This is a genomic window from Pantoea eucrina, assembly GCF_020079945.1.
Classification (GTDB): Bacteria; Pseudomonadota; Gammaproteobacteria; order Enterobacterales; family Enterobacteriaceae; genus Pantoea; species Pantoea eucrina.
The window spans coordinates 1036460-1053866 of record NZ_CP083448.1; the positions used below are offsets into that span (position 1 = coordinate 1036460).

At 58.9% G+C, this 17407-nt stretch carries 18 protein-coding genes; 11 read left to right on the forward strand and 7 right to left on the reverse strand.

The features are described 5' to 3' along the window. Positions 1–13: 13 nt before the first annotated feature. The 6 genes from moaB (at position 14) to LAC65_RS04880 (ending at position 3645) form a co-directional block, all read left to right on the forward strand. The gene (moaB, locus tag LAC65_RS04855; RefSeq protein ID WP_039383322.1) at positions 14–535 is read left to right on the forward strand and encodes a molybdenum cofactor biosynthesis protein B; all 522 of its coding nucleotides are present in this window, start codon (positions 14–16) and stop codon (positions 533–535) included. Beyond that, positions 532–1017, forward strand: coding sequence for a cyclic pyranopterin monophosphate synthase MoaC (moaC, locus tag LAC65_RS04860; RefSeq protein WP_039383325.1), 486 nt, complete (start codon positions 532–534; stop codon positions 1015–1017). The genes moaB and moaC overlap by 4 nt, the downstream gene beginning before the upstream one ends. Continuing rightward, positions 1010–1255, forward strand: coding sequence for a molybdopterin synthase sulfur carrier subunit (gene moaD / locus LAC65_RS04865; protein ID WP_039383327.1), 246 nt, complete (start codon positions 1010–1012; stop codon positions 1253–1255). The genes moaC and moaD overlap by 8 nt, the downstream gene beginning before the upstream one ends. Positions 1256–1257: 2 nt before the next feature. Then, entirely contained in the window at positions 1258–1710 is a 453-nt protein-coding gene (gene moaE, locus LAC65_RS04870; protein WP_039383330.1) for a molybdopterin synthase catalytic subunit MoaE, read from the forward strand. 76 nt (positions 1711–1786) lie between these two features. Further along, complete coding sequence (locus LAC65_RS04875) at positions 1787–2881, forward strand: DUF1615 domain-containing protein (RefSeq protein ID WP_039383332.1); 1095 nt, start codon at positions 1787–1789, stop codon at positions 2879–2881. 56 nt (positions 2882–2937) lie between these two features. After that, complete coding sequence (locus LAC65_RS04880) at positions 2938–3645, forward strand: Bax inhibitor-1/YccA family protein (protein ID WP_039383334.1); 708 nt, start codon at positions 2938–2940, stop codon at positions 3643–3645. A 66-nt stretch (positions 3646–3711) separates the two neighbouring features. On the opposite strand, the gene LAC65_RS04885 is transcribed toward LAC65_RS04880, so the two are convergent. From LAC65_RS04885 to LAC65_RS04895, 3 genes are read right to left on the reverse strand one after another with little or no spacing between them, the layout of a single operon-like run. Then, on the reverse strand, positions 3712–4677 hold the full coding sequence (locus LAC65_RS04885) for a lysylphosphatidylglycerol synthase domain-containing protein (protein WP_039383336.1): 966 nt from the start codon (positions 4675–4677) through the stop codon (positions 3712–3714). Beyond that, positions 4677–5921, reverse strand: coding sequence for a cardiolipin synthase ClsB (gene clsB, locus LAC65_RS04890; protein WP_039383337.1), 1245 nt, complete (start codon positions 5919–5921; stop codon positions 4677–4679). Before clsB ends, LAC65_RS04885 begins: the two co-directional genes overlap by 1 nt. Beyond that, a complete protein-coding gene (locus LAC65_RS04895; protein ID WP_104084682.1) occupies positions 5918–6679 on the reverse strand; it encodes an endonuclease/exonuclease/phosphatase family protein in 762 nt (253 codons plus the stop codon). The genes clsB and LAC65_RS04895 overlap by 4 nt, the downstream gene beginning before the upstream one ends. Positions 6680–6855: 176 nt before the next feature. Between LAC65_RS04895 and LAC65_RS04900 the strand changes: the two genes are divergently transcribed. From LAC65_RS04900 to dusC, 3 genes are all read left to right on the forward strand, one after another. After that, positions 6856–7248, forward strand: a complete 393-nt coding sequence (locus LAC65_RS04900) for a YbhQ family protein (protein WP_039383339.1) — start codon at positions 6856–6858, stop codon at positions 7246–7248. Positions 7249–7502: 254 nt separating this feature from the next. Beyond that, a complete protein-coding gene (rhlE, locus tag LAC65_RS04905) occupies positions 7503–8882 on the forward strand; it encodes an ATP-dependent RNA helicase RhlE (RefSeq protein ID WP_039383341.1) in 1380 nt (459 codons plus the stop codon). Between the two features lie 4 nt (positions 8883–8886). Further along, positions 8887–9837 (forward strand): tRNA dihydrouridine(16) synthase DusC, encoded by a 951-nt coding sequence (gene dusC / locus LAC65_RS04910; RefSeq protein WP_039383342.1) that lies wholly within the window; start codon positions 8887–8889, stop codon positions 9835–9837. 65 nt (positions 9838–9902) lie between these two features. On the opposite strand, the gene LAC65_RS04915 is transcribed toward dusC, so the two are convergent. From LAC65_RS04915 to LAC65_RS04930, 4 genes are all read right to left on the reverse strand, one after another. After that, the gene (locus LAC65_RS04915) at positions 9903–11498 is read right to left on the reverse strand and encodes an inorganic phosphate transporter (RefSeq protein ID WP_039383343.1); all 1596 of its coding nucleotides are present in this window, start codon (positions 11496–11498) and stop codon (positions 9903–9905) included. A 137-nt stretch (positions 11499–11635) separates the two neighbouring features. Further along, positions 11636–12751, reverse strand: coding sequence for a L,D-transpeptidase family protein (locus LAC65_RS04920; protein ID WP_039383345.1), 1116 nt, complete (start codon positions 12749–12751; stop codon positions 11636–11638). A 197-nt stretch (positions 12752–12948) separates the two neighbouring features. Next, the gene (locus LAC65_RS04925; protein WP_039383348.1) at positions 12949–14763 is read right to left on the reverse strand and encodes a glycoside hydrolase family 15 protein; all 1815 of its coding nucleotides are present in this window, start codon (positions 14761–14763) and stop codon (positions 12949–12951) included. Positions 14764–14928: 165 nt separating this feature from the next. Continuing rightward, complete coding sequence (locus tag LAC65_RS04930) at positions 14929–15504, reverse strand: DedA family protein (RefSeq protein ID WP_039385764.1); 576 nt, start codon at positions 15502–15504, stop codon at positions 14929–14931. Positions 15505–15672: 168 nt separating this feature from the next. Between LAC65_RS04930 and LAC65_RS04935 the strand changes: the two genes are divergently transcribed. After that, positions 15673–16260 (forward strand): Yip1 family protein, encoded by a 588-nt coding sequence (locus LAC65_RS04935; RefSeq protein ID WP_039383350.1) that lies wholly within the window; start codon positions 15673–15675, stop codon positions 16258–16260. A 186-nt stretch (positions 16261–16446) separates the two neighbouring features. Next, positions 16447–17385: a D-alanyl-D-alanine endopeptidase gene (gene pbpG, locus LAC65_RS04940; protein ID WP_039383353.1), complete on the forward strand. Its 939-nt coding sequence runs from the start codon at positions 16447–16449 to the stop codon at positions 17383–17385. Positions 17386–17407 lie beyond the last annotated feature (22 nt).

The following is a 17407-nucleotide window of genomic DNA, read 5'->3' on the forward strand; positions in this document are numbered from 1 at the left end:
AGGAGTTACAGCCATGGCTAAACCAACCGGCGAATTTACCGCTCTGACTGCCGCGGTGCTGACCATATCCGACAGCCGCGATGCGGCGAGTGACACCTCAGGAGACTATCTGCGTGAGGCGCTGGCGGACGCGGGGCATCAGGTGGTGGATCACGCTATTCTGCCTGACAATCGCTACCGCATTCGCGCCACGGTATCGCGCTGGATCGCCAGCGACGATATCCAGGTGGTGATTGTGAACGGCGGCACCGGCTTTAACAGCAAAAACAGTACGCCGGAAGCGCTGCTGCCGCTGTTTGACCGCGAAATTGACGGCTTTGGCGAACTGTTCCGTATGTTCTCGTATGAAGATATCGGCAGCGCAACGCTGCAGTCGCGTGCCGTTGCCGGCCTCGCCAATCAGACCCTGATTTTTGCCCTGCCAGGCTCTACAAGCGCCTGCCGCTGCGGCTGGGAGCGCATCATCGCCGATCAGCTGGATGCGCGCACCCGGCCCTGTAATTTTGTCTCTCATCTGAAGAAAGTCACTGTATGAATCAGTTAACGCATATTAACGCCGCTGGCGAAGCGCACATGGTTGATGTCTCCGGCAAAAATGAAACCGTGCGCGAAGCGCAGGCGGAGGCGCTGGTTTTGATGTCACCAGCCACGCTGCAGATGATCATGGAAGGCAGCCATCATAAAGGCGATGTCTTTGCCACGGCCCGTATCGCCGGCATTCAGGCGGCGAAGCGCACCTGGGAGCTGATACCGCTCTGTCATCCGCTGATGCTGAGTAAAGTGGAAGTGACGCTGGAAGCGGAACCGGCGCAGAGCCGGGTACGCGTCACCGCGCGCTGCCGCCTGACCGGTAAAACCGGAGTGGAGATGGAGGCGCTGACGGCCGCTTCCGTGGCGGCGCTGACCATCTATGACATGTGCAAAGCGGTGCAGAAAGATATCGTGATTGACCAGCTGCGCCTGCTGAGCAAAAGCGGCGGGAAGTCAGGTGACTTCAGGGCGGTCAGCCATGATTAAAGTCCTGTTTTTTGCCCAGGTGCGTGAGCTGAGCGGCACCAGCGAGCTGACGCTGCCGGAAGCCTATCCTGACGTGGCGGCACTGCGTGCTGCACTGGCGCAGCGCAGCGATCGCTGGGCGCTGGCGCTGGAATCGGGCAGGCTGCTGGCCGCAGTCAATCAGACGCTGGTCCCCATGACGCATCCGCTGCAGGCGGGTGATGAAGTGGCGTTTTTCCCGCCGGTCACCGGAGGTTAACCATGACAACCCGTATTCGCGTTGGCCCCGAGCCGTTTGATACCGGGGCTGAATACCGGCTGCTGGCCGCAGACGATCGGGATGGCGCTATCGTTACCTTCACCGGTAAAGTGCGCAATCATAACCTCGGCGCCGACGTAGCGGCGCTGACGCTGGAGCACTATCCGGGTATGACGGAAAAAGCGCTGGCGGAAATCGCTGAGGCTGCCCGGCAGCGCTGGCCATTGCAGCAGATAACAGTGATCCATCGCGTGGGTGAACTCTTTCCCGGTGATGAGATAGTGCTGGTGGGCGTCAGCAGCGCACACCGCGGCAGCGCATTCGCAGCCGCAGAATTTATTATGGATTATCTTAAAACCCGTGCGCCGTTCTGGAAGCGCGAAGCCACCCCGGAGGGGGATCGCTGGGTAGATGCGCGTGACAGCGACCATCAGGCAGCGGCGCGCTGGGAGTAATAACGGACAGGGTGGGGGCCGGTAGCCTCGCGCCCGCAACGTGCCTGAAGCACGCATTTTTTTATCAGGGAGCAGGATGAAACCAACCTTCTTACGCCGCGGCGCGCTTCTGCTGACCGCGCTGATCGTGGCCGGCTGCAGCAGTAAAAAAGAGCCGCAGGCGCCGGCGCGCCAGCCCGCAGATGTTAAAGCGCAGATTGAGCAGCTGCTGCCCGGGTACGTGACGCAAAAATCAGCCTGGGCTGATGACATCTATACCGCTTTCCGTGTCCAGCAGCTCGATACGAGCGCCAGCAATCTGTGCGCGGTGATCGCCGTCGCCGGGCAGGAATCAAATTTCAGCGCCGATGCTGAGGTGCCCGGGCTGCCAAAAATTGCCTGGGGGGAGATTGACCGGCGCGCGGCAAAGCTGCACATTCCGGCATTTCTGGTGCGGACTGCGCTGCTGATCAAATCCTCCAATGGTGAAAGCTACGCCGCGCGGCTGGACAAGGTGCGCAGTGAAAAGGAGCTGAGCGCCATTTTTGATGATTTTATCGATATGGTGCCGATGGGGCAGACGCTGTTTGGCAAACTGAACCCGGTACACACCGGCGGGCCGATGCAGGTAAGCGTTGCCTTTGCCGAGGCGCATGCGCAGGGCTACCCGTATGCCATCGATGGTTCGATCCGGCGCGAGGTGTTCAGCCGGCGCGGAGGGATCTGGTTCGGCACGAAGCATCTGCTGGGCTATCCGGCAGACTATAGTCAGCCGCTCTATCGCTTTGCCGACTTTAACGCAGGCTGGTATGCCAGCCGCAACGCGGCGTTTCAGGCCGCGATTGCGCGCGCCAGTGGTATTCGTCTGGCGCTGGATGGCGATCTGATCAATTACGGCAGCGAGCAGGCGGGCTCGACTGAGCTGGCGGTACGTACGCTGGGTAAACGCCTGGATATGAGCGACCGGGAAATTCGCCGCGATCTGGAAAAAGGGGACACGGCGGGCTTCAGCGACACAACGTTATGGAAACAGACCTTCATTCTGGCTGACAAAATGGCGGGCAAGCGGGTGCCGCGTGAGATGCTGCCGGGGATCAAACTGGAGAGCCCGAAAATTACCCGTAATCTGACCACCGCGTGGTTTGCCCAGCGGGTTAACAGCCGATATCAGCAGTGTATGACGCGCCGTTGAGGCGGCATGGTATACACTTCACTCTGACCCTGTAATTTCTATTTGAGAGGTGCATCATGGATCGATATCCACGTAATGATTCGTTTGTGCAGCCGGCGTCGGCCGGGCTGCAGGCCTATATGGCTCAGGTGTACGGCTGGATGACCTGCGGCCTGCTGCTCACCGCGTTTGTCTCCTGGTTTGCCGCGCGTACGCCTGCGGTCATGGAGCTGGTGTTCGCTAACCGCATTACCTTCTTTGGCCTGATCATCGCACAGCTGGCGCTGGTCTTTGTGCTGTCGGGTCTGGTCCAGCGTATGAGCGGGGCCGTGGCGACGGCGCTATTTATGCTCTATTCGGCGCTGACCGGCCTGACCATGGCGAGTATTTTTCTGGTTTACACCTACTCGTCTATCGCCAGCACCTTTTTTGTTACCGCCGGAATGTTTGGGGCGATGAGCTTTTACGGCTACACCACCAAACGCGATCTGAGCCGTATCGGCAGCCTGCTGTTTATGGCGCTGATTGGTATCGTGCTGGCGTCGCTGGTGAACTTCTGGCTGAAAAGCCCGGCGCTGATGTGGGCTATTACCTATATCGGCGTGGTGGTGTTTGTGGGGCTGACCGCCTATGACACGCAGAAACTGAAAGCGGTGGGTGAAAATATTGACGCCCGCGATAGCGAAAACCTGCGTCGCTACTCCATTATGGGGGCGCTGACGCTCTACCTCGACTTCATCAATCTGTTTTTGATGCTGCTGCGGATTTTCGGCAACCGCCGCTAAGACGCCGGCTTTATCTTTACCGGGGGCGCAGCGATGCGCCCCCGTTTTTTATCCTTCCAGCTGCGGTTACTGCTCTGCCATTTTCTGCTGATTTTTGTGTCGCAGATGCTTCGCCCGGCTCTCCAGCCAGAGATAAAGCACCAGCGCCAGCAGCAGCGGCAGAATGAAGTAAAGAACACGGTAGGCAAGCAGCGCGGCGATAATTTCACCGTGTGACGCGTGCTGTCCGCTCAGCAGCGCCAGAAACACCGCTTCCAGCACGCCGATACCCGCCGGAATATGAATAATGACGCCGGCAATACTGCTGATCAGCAGCACGCCCAGCACGATGGGATAGTCCACTTCACGCATCAGCAGCAGCCAGATAATGGTGCCCATCACCATCCAGTTTGCGCAGGAGACGGCAAACTGGAACAGCGCCATACGCAGTGAAGGCAGCTGCAGCCGCTGGCCCTTCACCGTCCACTGCCGCTTTTTCGCAAAGGCGCAGGCCCAGAGATAGACTGCCGTCAGCAGCAGCAGTATGCCTCCGATGATACGCAGCGTGCCTTCACCGATAAACCAGCGTGGCGGAATCGGCACCATGCCGGAGACAAACACCACGCCGCCCAGCAAAATATAGCCAAGCCAGTTAGTGGCAATGCTCAGTGAAAAAATACGGGTGATGGTGCTGCCTGACAGACCCAGGCGTGAATAGAGGCGGTAGCGCATGGCGACGCCGCCCACCCAGGTGCTGAGCGTCAGATTAAAGGCGTAGCAGATAAACGACACCAGCATGACCTGCCGCTTCGATAGCTTATGACCGCAGTAGACGCGGCCAATCAGATCGTACAGGCCATAGGTAATATAACTGACCACCACCAGCCCGGCCGCGCCCAGCACCACATAGCGGTTGTAGCCGGTGATAACCTTGTAGACATCTTCCCAGTTGACTTTGCGCGCGTAGACCACCAGCAGAACAACGACGGCAATAAAAAAGAGCCACGTGAGAATTTTTTTCGCCAGCCGCCACTTCGGATTCTTTTTGCTCATCAGGATTTCGCTCCTTCATTATTGGCTTCCACCCGATCCTGCGTCTCCATCTCAGGCTGAACCGGAGGCGAGACCTGGGATAGCTGAGGCGTATGCGCAGGCAGCCAGCCAGCAATGGCCGGGAAGTGGCGCAGAAAGTGGAAGACAATGACGCCTTTGGTTAACTGCCACCAGTTACGCGGCGGCAGTTTGTCATCCTGGACGCGCACACAGTCGTGCTGAATCAGGCCTTCCAGATTATCGCGCAGCGTCTGGTTGAAAGCGCGGTCGTGAATGATCAGGTTAGCTTCAAGATTAAGCGACAGGCTCAGCGGATCGAGGTTACTGGAGCCGACGGTGGTCCAGTGCTGATCCTGCACCGCGACCTTGCCATGCAGTGGCCGGCGGCAATACTCATAGACCTCCACACCGCCATCCACCAGATAGTTATAGAGCAGTTCAGCCCCCACTTTTACAATCGGCATATCGGGCTCACCCTGCACAATCAGCCGCACGCGCACGCCGCGCCGGGCAGCGTTGCGCATCTCGCGCAGCAGGCGATAGCCAGGGAAGAAGTAGGCATTAGCGATAATCACGTCGCGTTTCGCTTTGCGCAGCATATCCAGATAGTGCTGCTCAATGTCGTCGCGGTGTTCATTGTTGTCGCGATAAACAAACAGCACCTGAGCGCTGCCGGGCTGGGCATTAACGGCCACATGTCTTGACGGTTTTCCCCACCAGCGGCGGGTGATCTGATCGCTGCCCATCGCCATCTGGACAAAGCGGGCGATATCGATCACCACCGGCCCCTTTACCTCCACGGCATAATCCTGTTTCGCTTCCGGACCGTAATCGGTGTTGTGCTCAGCCGAGAAATTGATACCGCCGACAAAGGCGATCTGCTCATCGATCACCACGATTTTACGGTGCAGACGGCGAAAAAGATTGGTACGCATCCCCATGACCAGCGGGCGCGGATCGTAGTAGATAAACCGAACGCCCGCCTCCGTAAGGGTATTAACAAACTCATCAGAGAGATCGGGAGAGCCATAGCCATCTACCATGACTTCGACCTTCACGCCGCGCTGTGCCGCCGCCAGCAGGTCACGGTGCAGCGCCTTACCTACGTTATCTTCAAAGAGAATAAAGGTTTCGAGCAGCAGCGTGCGCTCGGCGCGCTGGATGGCACCCGATACGCGCGGAAAAAACGCTTCGCCATTCTCCAGCAGGCGCAGCTGGTTGCCGTCACGCCAGTTGAAATTCATAGGAATATCTCCACCGCCAGCGGCGCATGATCGGACAGATGAGACCAGGGTTTGACCGGCAGCGCCCAGGGCTGGCTGACGGACGCATTACGAATATAGATACGATCAAGGCGTAAGAGCGGAAAGCGTGCCGGGAACGTGCGCGCCGGCCGGCCATTTTTCAGGCTGAACACCTCTTTCAAACCGGCACCGCGCTGCAGAAAACGGTTAGCGCGCACCTGCCAGTCGTTGAAATCCCCGGCCACGACCAGCGGTGCATCCGCTGGCAGCGCGTTGATCACATCGCACATCATCTTCATCTGCGTCAGCCGATGCTTCTCTTTCAGGCCAAGATGGACGCAAATGACATGCAGCGGCTGCGCCCGGTCGGGCAGCGTAATCTGGCAGTGCAGCATGCCGCGCTTTTCGCTGCCAGCAACAGAAATGTCGCGATTTTGATATTCAGCAATAGGAAAGCGTGACAGTATCGCGTTGCCGTGGTGGCCTTCGGGATAAACCGCGTTGCGGCCATAGGCGAAGTCGTGCCACATGGTGTCAGCCAGATACTCATAATGTGAGTTCTCAGGCCACGCTTCTATCTGTGCGGCATGAATAGCGTGGGTACCCATTACCTCCTGTAAAAAGACGATATCCGCTGATGTGGCGCGTACGGCGTCGCGTAATTCCGGCAGAATAAAACGACGATTAAACGTGGTGAAACCTTTATGGGTATTGATCGTCAGGACTTTAAATGAAAATCCTTGCGTGTTTTGTGGCATACTGCGACGCGCTCCTTTTCATCATGAATAGAACAAAGTGTAGTCTTTGTCACAAACGGGTGGTGCCAGGGCGAGAAAATTAAGGTCTTATCTGAAATTTGTTTTACATTGAGGAAATCCGTCTGGCTTCGGTCAGATACACTTGGGCGACCTGTTGGGTCTGCCAGGAGAAAAGTATGAAATGGTCTAATCGTGTTCAGATTGTTACCGGTCAAACCTGTCTGCACATCGCCACGCATCTGCTGGTGATTGCTGCACTGGTCTGGGGCTGGAAACATAAGGCACTGGTTGAAGTGAGCAGTACCCTGGTGGCAGCTTATGCAGTGGTGTTTATCTCCATGCTGGCCCTGCAGCGTAGTGCCCGTTTACGCCGTATGGGTGACACTCTGGAAGAGGTCACCACAACCTACTATTTTGGCGCAGCGATGCTGACGCTGTTCCTGATCTCACGCTTTTTCCATAACAACCTGCTGATTGGTTGCCTGGGCGTGGTCATGCTGGTGGGTCCGGCGCTGGTCTCTCTGCTGGCCAGAGAACCTGCTCCCCGCGTGGAGAAAAAGCGTAGCTGACCGCTGCGCATCCCGCCAGTCAGGGAGCCTTAAAGGCTCCCTTTTTATTGCCTGCTGCACGTCCTGTCAGGCAAAAGCAGCCGGCGACGCGCCTGTTTTGCAGGTCGCAGTGTGCAGGGAAAGCTGATACACTCGCCCCCTTACGCATGGTAGTTTGTGCCCTTTTCACACGCAGGCCCCCGGGGCTGCGTCATATCCCCCCTGAAAACTACATCGCGCAGCGCGATCAGGGCGGTTCGGAGTAATACACCTGCATGTCCTTTGACTCTCTCGGCTTGAATGCCGATATTTTGCGTGCGGTAGCAGAACAGGGCTATCGCGAACCGACGCCAATTCAGCGTCAGGCAATTCCTGTGGTACTGGCTGGCCGCGACCTGCTGGCGAGTGCCCAGACCGGTACCGGTAAGACCGCCGGTTTTACGCTGCCTCTGCTGCAGCGTCTTTCTGAAAACCCTGCCGCTGCACGCGGCCGCCGCCCGGTGCGCGCGCTGATCCTGACGCCAACGCGTGAGCTGGCCGCACAGGTCGGTGAGAACGTGCGCGAATACAGCCAGTACCTGAACATGCGTTCTCTGGTGGTATTTGGTGGCGTCAGCATTAATCCGCAGATGATGAAACTGCGCGGCGGCGTTGACGTACTGGTGGCAACGCCAGGCCGTCTGCTGGATCTGGCGCATCAGAATGCGGTTGATCTCTCGCAGGTAGAAATTCTGGTGCTGGATGAAGCCGACCGCATGCTCGATATGGGCTTTATTCACGATATCCGTCGCGTCCTGGCGAAGCTGCCGGCGAAGCGTCAGAACCTGCTGTTCTCAGCAACCTTCTCCGACGAAATCAAAACGCTGGCAGAAAAACTGCTGACGAACCCGGAGCAGGTCGAAGTTGCCCGCCGCAACACCGCGTCAGAGCAGGTGTCGCAGCAGGTGCACTTTGTGGATAAAAAGCGCAAGCGGGAACTGCTGTCGCTGATGATTGGCCGTGATAACTGGCAGCAGGTACTGGTGTTTACCCGTACCAAGCACGGTGCCAACCATCTGGCTGAGCAGCTGAATAAAGATGGCATCACCGCGGCGGCTATCCACGGTAACAAGAGTCAGGGCGCCCGTACCCGCGCGCTGGCTGATTTTAAATCGGGCAGCATTCGCGTGCTGGTCGCTACCGATATCGCCGCACGCGGTCTGGATATCGAAGAGCTGCCGCACGTAGTGAACTATGAGCTGCCAAACGTAGCGGAAGATTACGTACACCGTATCGGCCGTACCGGACGCGCGGCGGCAACCGGTGCCGCGCTGTCGCTGGTCTGCGTTGATGAACACAAGCTGCTGCGTGATATCGAACGACTCCTGAAGCGTGAGATCCCGCGCATTGCGCTGCCGGGCTTTGAGCCGGATCCGAGCATTAAAGCGGAGCCGATCCAGAATGGTCGCCAGCAGCAGCCGCGCGGTCGCGGTCAGGGGCAGGGCGGCAACGCCGGTCGCGCCGGCGGCGGTCAGCGTCAGGGCAACGGTGCGGCACGTCCGCAGAGTGAGTCGCGCGCGCCGCGTCGTCAGGGCGGTAATGGCCCGGCGGCAGGTCACGCGGGCAAACCGGCACGTTCACGTCGTCCGGCTGCCAAAGGCAACGGGAACGCATAACGCGATGCGGGTGTTACTGGCTCCGATGGAGGGCGTACTGGATTCACTGGTGCGTGAACTGCTCTCCGGCGTCAATGATTACGATCTCTGCGTGACTGAGTTTCTGCGCGTGGTCGATCAGCTGCTGCCGGTAAAGTCGTTCTATCGCCTCTGTCCGGAGCTGCGCCACCAGAGCCGCACGCCATCCGGTACGCGGGTGCGGCTGCAGCTGCTGGGACAGCACCCCGCCTGGCTGGCAGAAAACGCCGCCCGCGCAGCTGAACTCGGCTCGTGGGGCGTCGATCTTAACTGCGGCTGTCCGTCAAAGCTGGTTAACGGCAGCGGCGGCGGCGCCACGCTGCTGAAAGATCCGGAGCTGATTTACCGCGCCGCGCAGGCGATGCGTGCCGCCGTGCCGGATCACCTGCCGGTCACGGTTAAAGTGCGGCTCGGCTGGGATGGCAGCGATCGCCGCTTTGAAATTGCCGATGCGGTACAGCAGGCGGGGGCCAGCGAGCTGGTGGTACACGGCCGCACCAAAGAGGATGGCTACCGGGCTGAATGCATTAACTGGCAGGCGATTGGCGAAATTCGTCAGCGGCTCTCGATCCCGGTTATCGCCAACGGTGAGATCTGGAGCTGGGAAGATGCGCAGGCCTGTATGCGTATCACCGGCTGCGATGCGGTGATGCTGGGCCGCGGTGCGCTGAATGTGCCTAACCTCGGGCGCGTGGTGAAGCATAACGAGGCGCCAATGGCCTGGCCTGACGTGGTGGCGCTGCTGCTGAAGTATACCCAGCTGGAGAAGCAGGGAGATACCGGCAACTACCACGTTGCGCGCATCAAACAGTGGCTGGGCTATCTGCGTAAAGCCTACGCCGAAGCGAACGTTCTCTTCAGCGAAGTGCGGACGCTGCGGGTATCTGCCGATATCGCTGCCGCAATTGAGCGTTATGCGGCGCGCCTGGTGCGCTAAGCGTTATGCGCTTTCCATGCTAAAAGCCAGCCTCCGTGCTGGCTTTTTTTTTGCTTTACCGGCGCTCATATCCGGGCAAATAGCGCATAAAGCACGCCCGCCAGCAGCACGGAGACCGGCAGCGTCAGGATCCAGGCCATCGCCAGGTTGCGCAGCGTGGCAAGCTGCAGGCCGGAACGGTTTGCGGCCATGGTTCCCGCCACGCCCGATGAGAGCACGTGCGTGGTGGAGACCGGCAGGCCAAACGCATCAGCTGCGCCGATAGTCGCCATCGCAACCAGTTCGGCGCTGGCACCCTGGGCATAGCTGAGATGCGATTTGCCGATGCGCTCGCCTACCGTAATGACGATACGTCGCCAGCCCACCAGCGTGCCCAGACCCAGCGCCAGCGCCACCACCACTTTTACCCAGAGCGGAATAAAGCGCGTGGCGCTGTCCAGCTCGCGCTTCACGGCGCTGAGATTGCGGGCGGTCTCTTCGGGCAGCGTTACGCTGCTGCTCTGCAGATGCCGGATACTCTCTGAAGCCAGGTACATATCGTTACGGGTATTGGTCACCGCCTGTGCCGGAATATTATTCACCGAGCCGTAGCGCCGGATCTGATCGCTGATATCACCCAGCAGCAGGCCCAGCGCCGGCAGCACCTGAGGCCGGGGCTGACGGCTGCGGACAAACTCAGTCAGTACCGTACGCGGTGCCGGCATCGCCCCGGGTGCCGGCTGCAGCGTCAGCAGCTGCTGCTCCGTGACCTGCGCCAGCGCGGCGACGCGCGGGATCTGCTCCGGCGGCAGCGACCGGTTCAGCGCATAGGCAATGGGCATCGTGCCGACCAGAATCAGCATGATAAGCCCCATGCCTTTCTGACCATCATTAGAGCCGTGTGCAAAAGAGACGCCGGTGCAGGTCAGGATCAGCAGCCCGCGGATCCAGACCGGCGGCGGGCGGGCGCTGTCGGGCGCCTGATAGAGCTGACGATTACGCACCAGCGCTTTCAGCGCCAGCAGCAGCAGAGCTGCGCAGACAAATCCTACGATCGGCGAGAGCAACAGAGCGTAGCCCACTTTCAGCGCCTGATCCCAGTCAACGCCGCTGGTGCCGCTGCGGCCATGCAGCAGCGCATTCGCTACGCCGACGCCGATGATGGAGCCAATCAGCGTATGGGATGAGGAGCTCGGCAGACCAAAATACCAGGTTCCCAGATTCCAGATAATGGCAGAGAAGAGCAGCGCATAGACCATCGCAAAGCCGTGTCCGCTGCCCGCCTGCAGAATAAGCTCGACCGGCAGCAGCGAAATAATGCCAAACGCCACCACGCCGCTGGAGAGCAGCACACCAAGAAAGTTGCAGATGCCGGACCAGACCACCGCCACGCCGGGCGTCAGAGAATGGGTGTAGATCACCGTGGCTACGGCATTGGCGGTGTCGTGAAAGCCATTCACAAATTCAAATCCCAGCGCAATCAGTAACGCCAGCGTCAGCAGCACAAAGGGCGTATAGGTGGTGATCGCCGCGCCGGTTTCCGCCACATCATTAAACAGGTTAACCCCGGTAAAAATCAGCCCTGCGGCCAGCAGCAGCAGAAACAGTATGCGGGAGAGCGGACCGCTGCCGCGCTGCAGATCGGGACGTCCGCGCGCCGCCGGTAAACTGGTTTCAGCCATGACACACCCCATTGACAATCGGATGCACCCACGGCATCCGCTACTGGCAGTGTGATACGCCTGCAGTGTGACAGAATGATGATGGCAATAAAAAAGCCAGCCCGGAGGCTGGCTTTTCTGACGGCGTCAGAACGATATCAGAGGCTGTTGCTGGTCGCTGGCTGCGCCTGATCGACCGGTGCCGGCTGCGCGTCGGCCTGCGGCTGCGCAGCAGGCTGATCGGCTGGCGGTGCGACGGCCGTTGCGCCCTGCGGCGTCATCGGTTCCTCTTTTGGCATCGCATCAGCCGATTCCTGCACGGCAATCGCTGCCGGCTGCGCATCGTCAGTCTGGCCGTTGATTTTGGTCGGCATGCCGCTGCGAGCCTGGATGGCGTTGTTGACCGCATCCTGACGGGTACTGGCGTCAGCAACCACTTTCGTTACGGCTGAAGTCAGATTGATCGGGACCAGCTCACGTGAGTTGAACTGCTCTTCCGTGGTGGAGAGCGGGTTGTGCACCTCAATCCAGCGTGAACCATCCGGCTCAACGGTCGCTTTAACCGGCTGATCGATAAACTGAACGCGGGTGCCGACCGGCACGTTGTCAAACAGCCATTTGATATCGTCAGCACGCAGGCGGACGCAGCCGTGGCTGACGCGCAGGCCGATACCGAAGTTGGCGTTGGTACCGTGAATGGCATACAGGCGGCCGATATAGAGCGCGTGCAGACCCATCGGGTTATCCGGGCCAGCCGGGAAGACCGCCGGGATGCTTTCGCCGCGTGCCGCATATTCAGCGTGCATCGCCTTGGTTGGCGTCCAGGTCGGGCCCGCTTTTTTACGCTCTACTTTGGTGGTCCAGTTTACCGGAGTATCTTTACCCAGCTCACCGATACCGATAGGCAGCACGACCACGGTCTTTGTGCCTTTCGGGTAGTAGTAGAGACGCATCTCAGCGCTGTTGATCACGATGCCTTCACGCGGTGCGTCAGGCAGGATCAGCTGCTGTGGGATCACCATTTTGCTGCCCGCTTTAGGCAGATAAACGTCAACGCCGGGATTCGCTTCCAGCATATTGCTGAGGCCCATCTGGTACTGAGCCGCAAAAGCTTCCAGCGGAAGTTTACTCTCTTCCGGCACGGTGATTTCAATATTTTCGCCAATCAGGCGGCTATTCGCTGCAGGAAGCGGATAGACGACAGCAAAGGCTGACTGGCTGAAAGCGGCCAGGGCAAGAGCTAGTGAAGCGAACGCGCGAATGCTTTTTTTCATGTTTTTACAAGTCGTTATGGCCGTGTTTCAGGCTTGTCAGTGTATCGAACCCATCGTGGTCGGTGTGACCCGCTGCGCATTATATGTGCATTGCTGCGGCGATGGGAATGATGATTTTTACTGCCTGAAGATACTTTACGCAAAAAGTCCTTCTTAACAGATAAATCTGTTGGCGCAATGACTCAAATTGTGAATAGTCAGGGCTGCCAGAGCGTCACTTCACCGCTGAGTTTCCGGTTAAGAAAAAAGGCGGCACTGATCAGCGCCAGGTGGCTCAGCGCCTGCGGAACGTTGCCCAGGGCATAGCCGCGCTCGGTAAACTCTTCGGCATACAGACCCAGCGGGTTGGCATAGCTTAGCAGCTTCTCAAACTCAAAATGCGCCTCCTGCACCCGGCCGGCGCGCGCCAGGCACTCTACGTACCAGAAAGAGCAGGCGACAAAAGAGCCTTCGCCGCCGGCCAGTCCGTCAGCCGGTGTTTCGCTGATATTATAGCGCCGTACCAGACCATCGCTGACCAGGTTAGCCTTGATGGCATCCAGCGTGGCCAGCCAGTCGGGGTCGGTGGAGCTGACAAAGCGCACCAGCGGCATTAGCAGCATTGAGGCATCCAGAGCGGTGCCGCCGCGCGTCGCAGTGAAATGCCCCAGGTCGGCGTTCCAGAAGTTCTGCCAGATATCGTCGCGGATCTCGCTGCGCACCCGATCCCAGCGATCGTAAGGCATCGGCAGTGAACGCTTCATGCCCAGCCGCAGCGCGCGATCCAGCGCCACCCAGCACATCAGGCGCGAGTGGAGAAAATGCTCCGGCTCACCGCGCATCTCCCAGATGCCGGCGTCCGGCTGGTTCCAGTTGTCGCAGACGTAATCAATCATGCTGGAGACGTGCAGCCAGCCGCGGTGGGAGATGGCATCGCCATATTTGTTGGCCAGATAGATGGCATCCATCAGCTCGCCATAAATATCAAGCTGCGTCTGGTGCCACGCATCATTACCGATGCGAACCGGCCGTGAATCGGCGTAGCCAGAGAGGTTCAGCAGTTCGCTTTCATGCAGTTCGGTGCCGCTATCGAGACGATACATCACCTGCAGATGCGGCGTGTCGTCATGGCTGTGTTCAACGCAGCGGCCGACCCAGCGGGTAAAATCGTGCGCCTCCTCTACATAGCCAAGGCGCATCAGCGCATACATACTGAACGAGGCGTCGCGGATCCAGGAGGCGCGGTAGTCCCAGTTGCGCTCGCCGCCCAGCTCCTCCGGCAGGCCAAAGGTGGCGGCGGCGGCGATCGAACCATGTTCATGTGAGGTAAGCAGCTTCAGCGTCAGCGCTGAACGTGTCACCATTTCACGCCAGCGCCCCTGATAGGAGCTGTGATTACTCCAGCGCAGCCAGTAATCGAGCGTATCCTGAAAGCAGCGCGCCGTTGAGATGGTTTCAACGTGCGGATCGTCATCGTTGCCAAAGACAAACTCCGCGTGTTCGCCACTCTGCAGCGTAAATTCCGCTACCGCCGCCTGATTTTCGCAGCGCAGCGGCAGCGTAGCGCTCAGGCGCAGCGCGGGCTGCCCCTCCGCCAGAAACGCCACGCCGCTTTCACGCATTTCAGCGCGCGTCTCAGCCCGGGCGTAATCGTGACGCGGCGCGCAGACCAGCTGAAAAGTGGCGGTGCCGCGCACCATTTTTACCCGACGTACCAGCCGCGGGACTTTGCTGCTCTCGTCGCAGATCGGCATATAGTCGGTGATCTCCGCCACCCCCTCATCGGCCAGCCAGCGGGTCTGCAGAATATTGGTATCAGGCAGGTAGAGCTGCTGGCGACGCGCCTGTGGCCAGTCAGGCGCAAGGGTAAAACGGCCCGCCTCTTCGCTGTCGAGCAGCGCCGCAAAGACAGAAGGGCTGTCCAGCTCTGGCCAGCAGAGATAGTCGATAGTGCCGTCGTTTGCGATCAGGGCGCAGGTGCGCAAATCGCCGATTACGCCGTGGTCATCAATTCTGCGTTTAATTTTGCTCATCCCGCCTCCGGTACCTTATCTGACTGTTAACTATAGACGAAACGGCTGGCCGGGCAGCGCCGTGGCACGGATGGATAACTTCTGTACTGAAAAATCGTTAACAGCGAGGAGAGCGTGTGATGGCGGATTCACTCTGGCGAATCCGCAGTTCAAAGGCTACCACAGTTAACCGGCGCGGCGGTGGTTCCAGCGGCGGATCAGATAGCGTAAGACAATACCGGTGACGATAGCCGCCGCCAGCCAGACCAAATGTTTAAGATGCTGATCGAGCTTATGCAGCCAGGGCGCAATGATTTCGCCGGCAAAATAGCCCAGCGTGACAAAAATCAGCGCCCAGAGCGCAGCACCGATAATATTAAGCACAAAAAAGCGCAGCGGCTTCAGACGGCTGGTGCCGATGATAATCGGCCCAATCAGGCGAAAACCGTACATAAAGCGCACGCCGATAACAAACAGGCTGGGACGCTTCTGGATCAGACGGTTAGCTTTGCCAATCGTCGCCTGATGTTTACTGAAGCGGCGCAAAATGCGCGTACCGTAGCGGCGGCCAAGCCAGAACAGCAGCTGGTCACCAATGATGCCGCCTGCCATCGCCGCCAGCACCACGCCGCCGTAGTGCAGCAGCCCCTCATGCGCCGCCACGCCGCCCAGCAAGGTAAAGGTTTCCCCTTCGGCAATACAGCCAATCATCAGGGCCAGATAGCCATACTGGGTGATTAATCCATTGATATCGAGATGCAATTTTTTCTCCCTGGACAGAACAGACACCTGAGCAGTGTAGCTGCAGGCGGCTTTTTTTGTGCAGCGGGCCGCAAAAACAGGCGCGCTGGTTATACTTGAAGAGACGCTGCCTGTCGGAGTCTGACTGAATGCTAAAGGGGCGGCCCACTGCATCAGAGGAGTGATTTTATGAATCATGTCTGGGGTCTTCTGGCGCATCCGAATCAGGAAATGCGCCATATCAAGCAGGAAAACGAAAGCGTTTCACATCATTACACGCATCACGTGCTGCTGATGGCAGCGATACCGGTTATCTGCGCCTTTATTGGCACGACACAATTTGGCTGGAATCTGGGCGACAATCGCTTTATTCAGCTCAATCTGCTCACTGGCCTCGGTCTGGGTATTCTCTTTTATCTGTTAATTCTGGGTGGCGTCGCGGTAATGGGGCGGGTCATTCACTGGATGGCGCGCGACTATCCGCAACGTCCCGGTATTCAGCGCTGTACCGTGTTCGCCGGCTATGTCGCCACGCCGCTGTTTCTCAGCGGTCTGGTCGCACTTTATCCGCTGGTATGGCTCTGCGTACTGGCGGGTGCCGTGGCGCTGGTCTACACCGGCTACCTGCTCTATGTCGGCATCCCGGTGTTTTTGAATATCGACCGCGAAGAGAGCATGCGCTTCTCCGGTTCAACGCTGGCGATAGGGGTACTGGTATTTGAAGTGCTGCTGGCGCTGACGGTTGTGCTGTGGGGCTATGGACCAAGGCTGTTCTGATTTCCCTGCTTTTTTCTGAGGCCGCACATAACTGCGGCCTTTTTAACGCCCGGAAACAATCTCACTAAGAAATTTGCCGCATTTGCGCGTATTATGCCGCTGCCAGCCCGCACCCTGACAGGACTGATGCGGGCGGCCTGTGGAGCTTTCACAGCGCAAAACTCCTGATCGGATCTCACTGACACGATGTCTGTTAAATTACCTGTTTCTCTGCTGTCGCTGGCGCTGTTTATGACGGCCCCGGCGGCGGTAACACCTGTACTGGCTGCACCGGCCGCGCTGTCGGGTCTGGCACCGCTGGCCCAGCCGCAAATCGCCTCCGGCAGCGCAATGATTGTTGATCTCGATACCGGCAAGGTGCTGTTCTCCAGCCATCCTGACCGCGTGCGGCCTATCGCCTCCATTACCAAAGTGATGACGGCGATGGTTGTGCTGGATGCAAAGCTGCCGATGGATGAGATGCTTTCGGTAGATATCAGCCAGACGCGCGAGATGCGCGGCGTGTTTTCGCGCGTCAAACTCAACAGCGAAATCAGCCGCCGCTCGATGCTGCTGCTGGCGCTGATGTCGTCTGAAAACCGCGCGGCGGCCAGTCTGGCGCACCACTATCCGGGCGGCTATAACGCCTTTATCCGCGCCATGAATGCCAAAGCGCGCGCGCTGGGTATGACGCATACGCGCTATGTAGAACCCACCGGCCTCTCCACGCAGAACGTCTCCAGCGCCAGCGATCTGGTTAAGTTGCTGAAAGCGACGCGTCAGTACCCATTGCTGGGCCAGCTCAGCACCACGAAAGAGCAGACGGCGGTGTTTCAGCACCCGAGCTACGCACTGCCGTTCCGCAACACCAATCACCTGGTTTACAAAGAGGGCTGGCGGATCCAGCTGACGAAAACAGGGTACACCGATGAGGCGGGCCACTGTCTGGTGATGCGTACGGTGATCAACAACCGCCCGGTGGCGCTGGTGGTACTGGATGCGTTTGGTAAATATACCCACTTTGCCGATGCTAATCGCCTGCGCGACTGGCTGGAAACCGGTAAAGCGGCCCCGGTTCCGGCGGCAGCGCTGGCATATAGAAAACAGAAAGCGGGCCTCACCACCAGCAATACGGTAGTGGAGTAACGACGAGGGCGCGCCTGCCAGC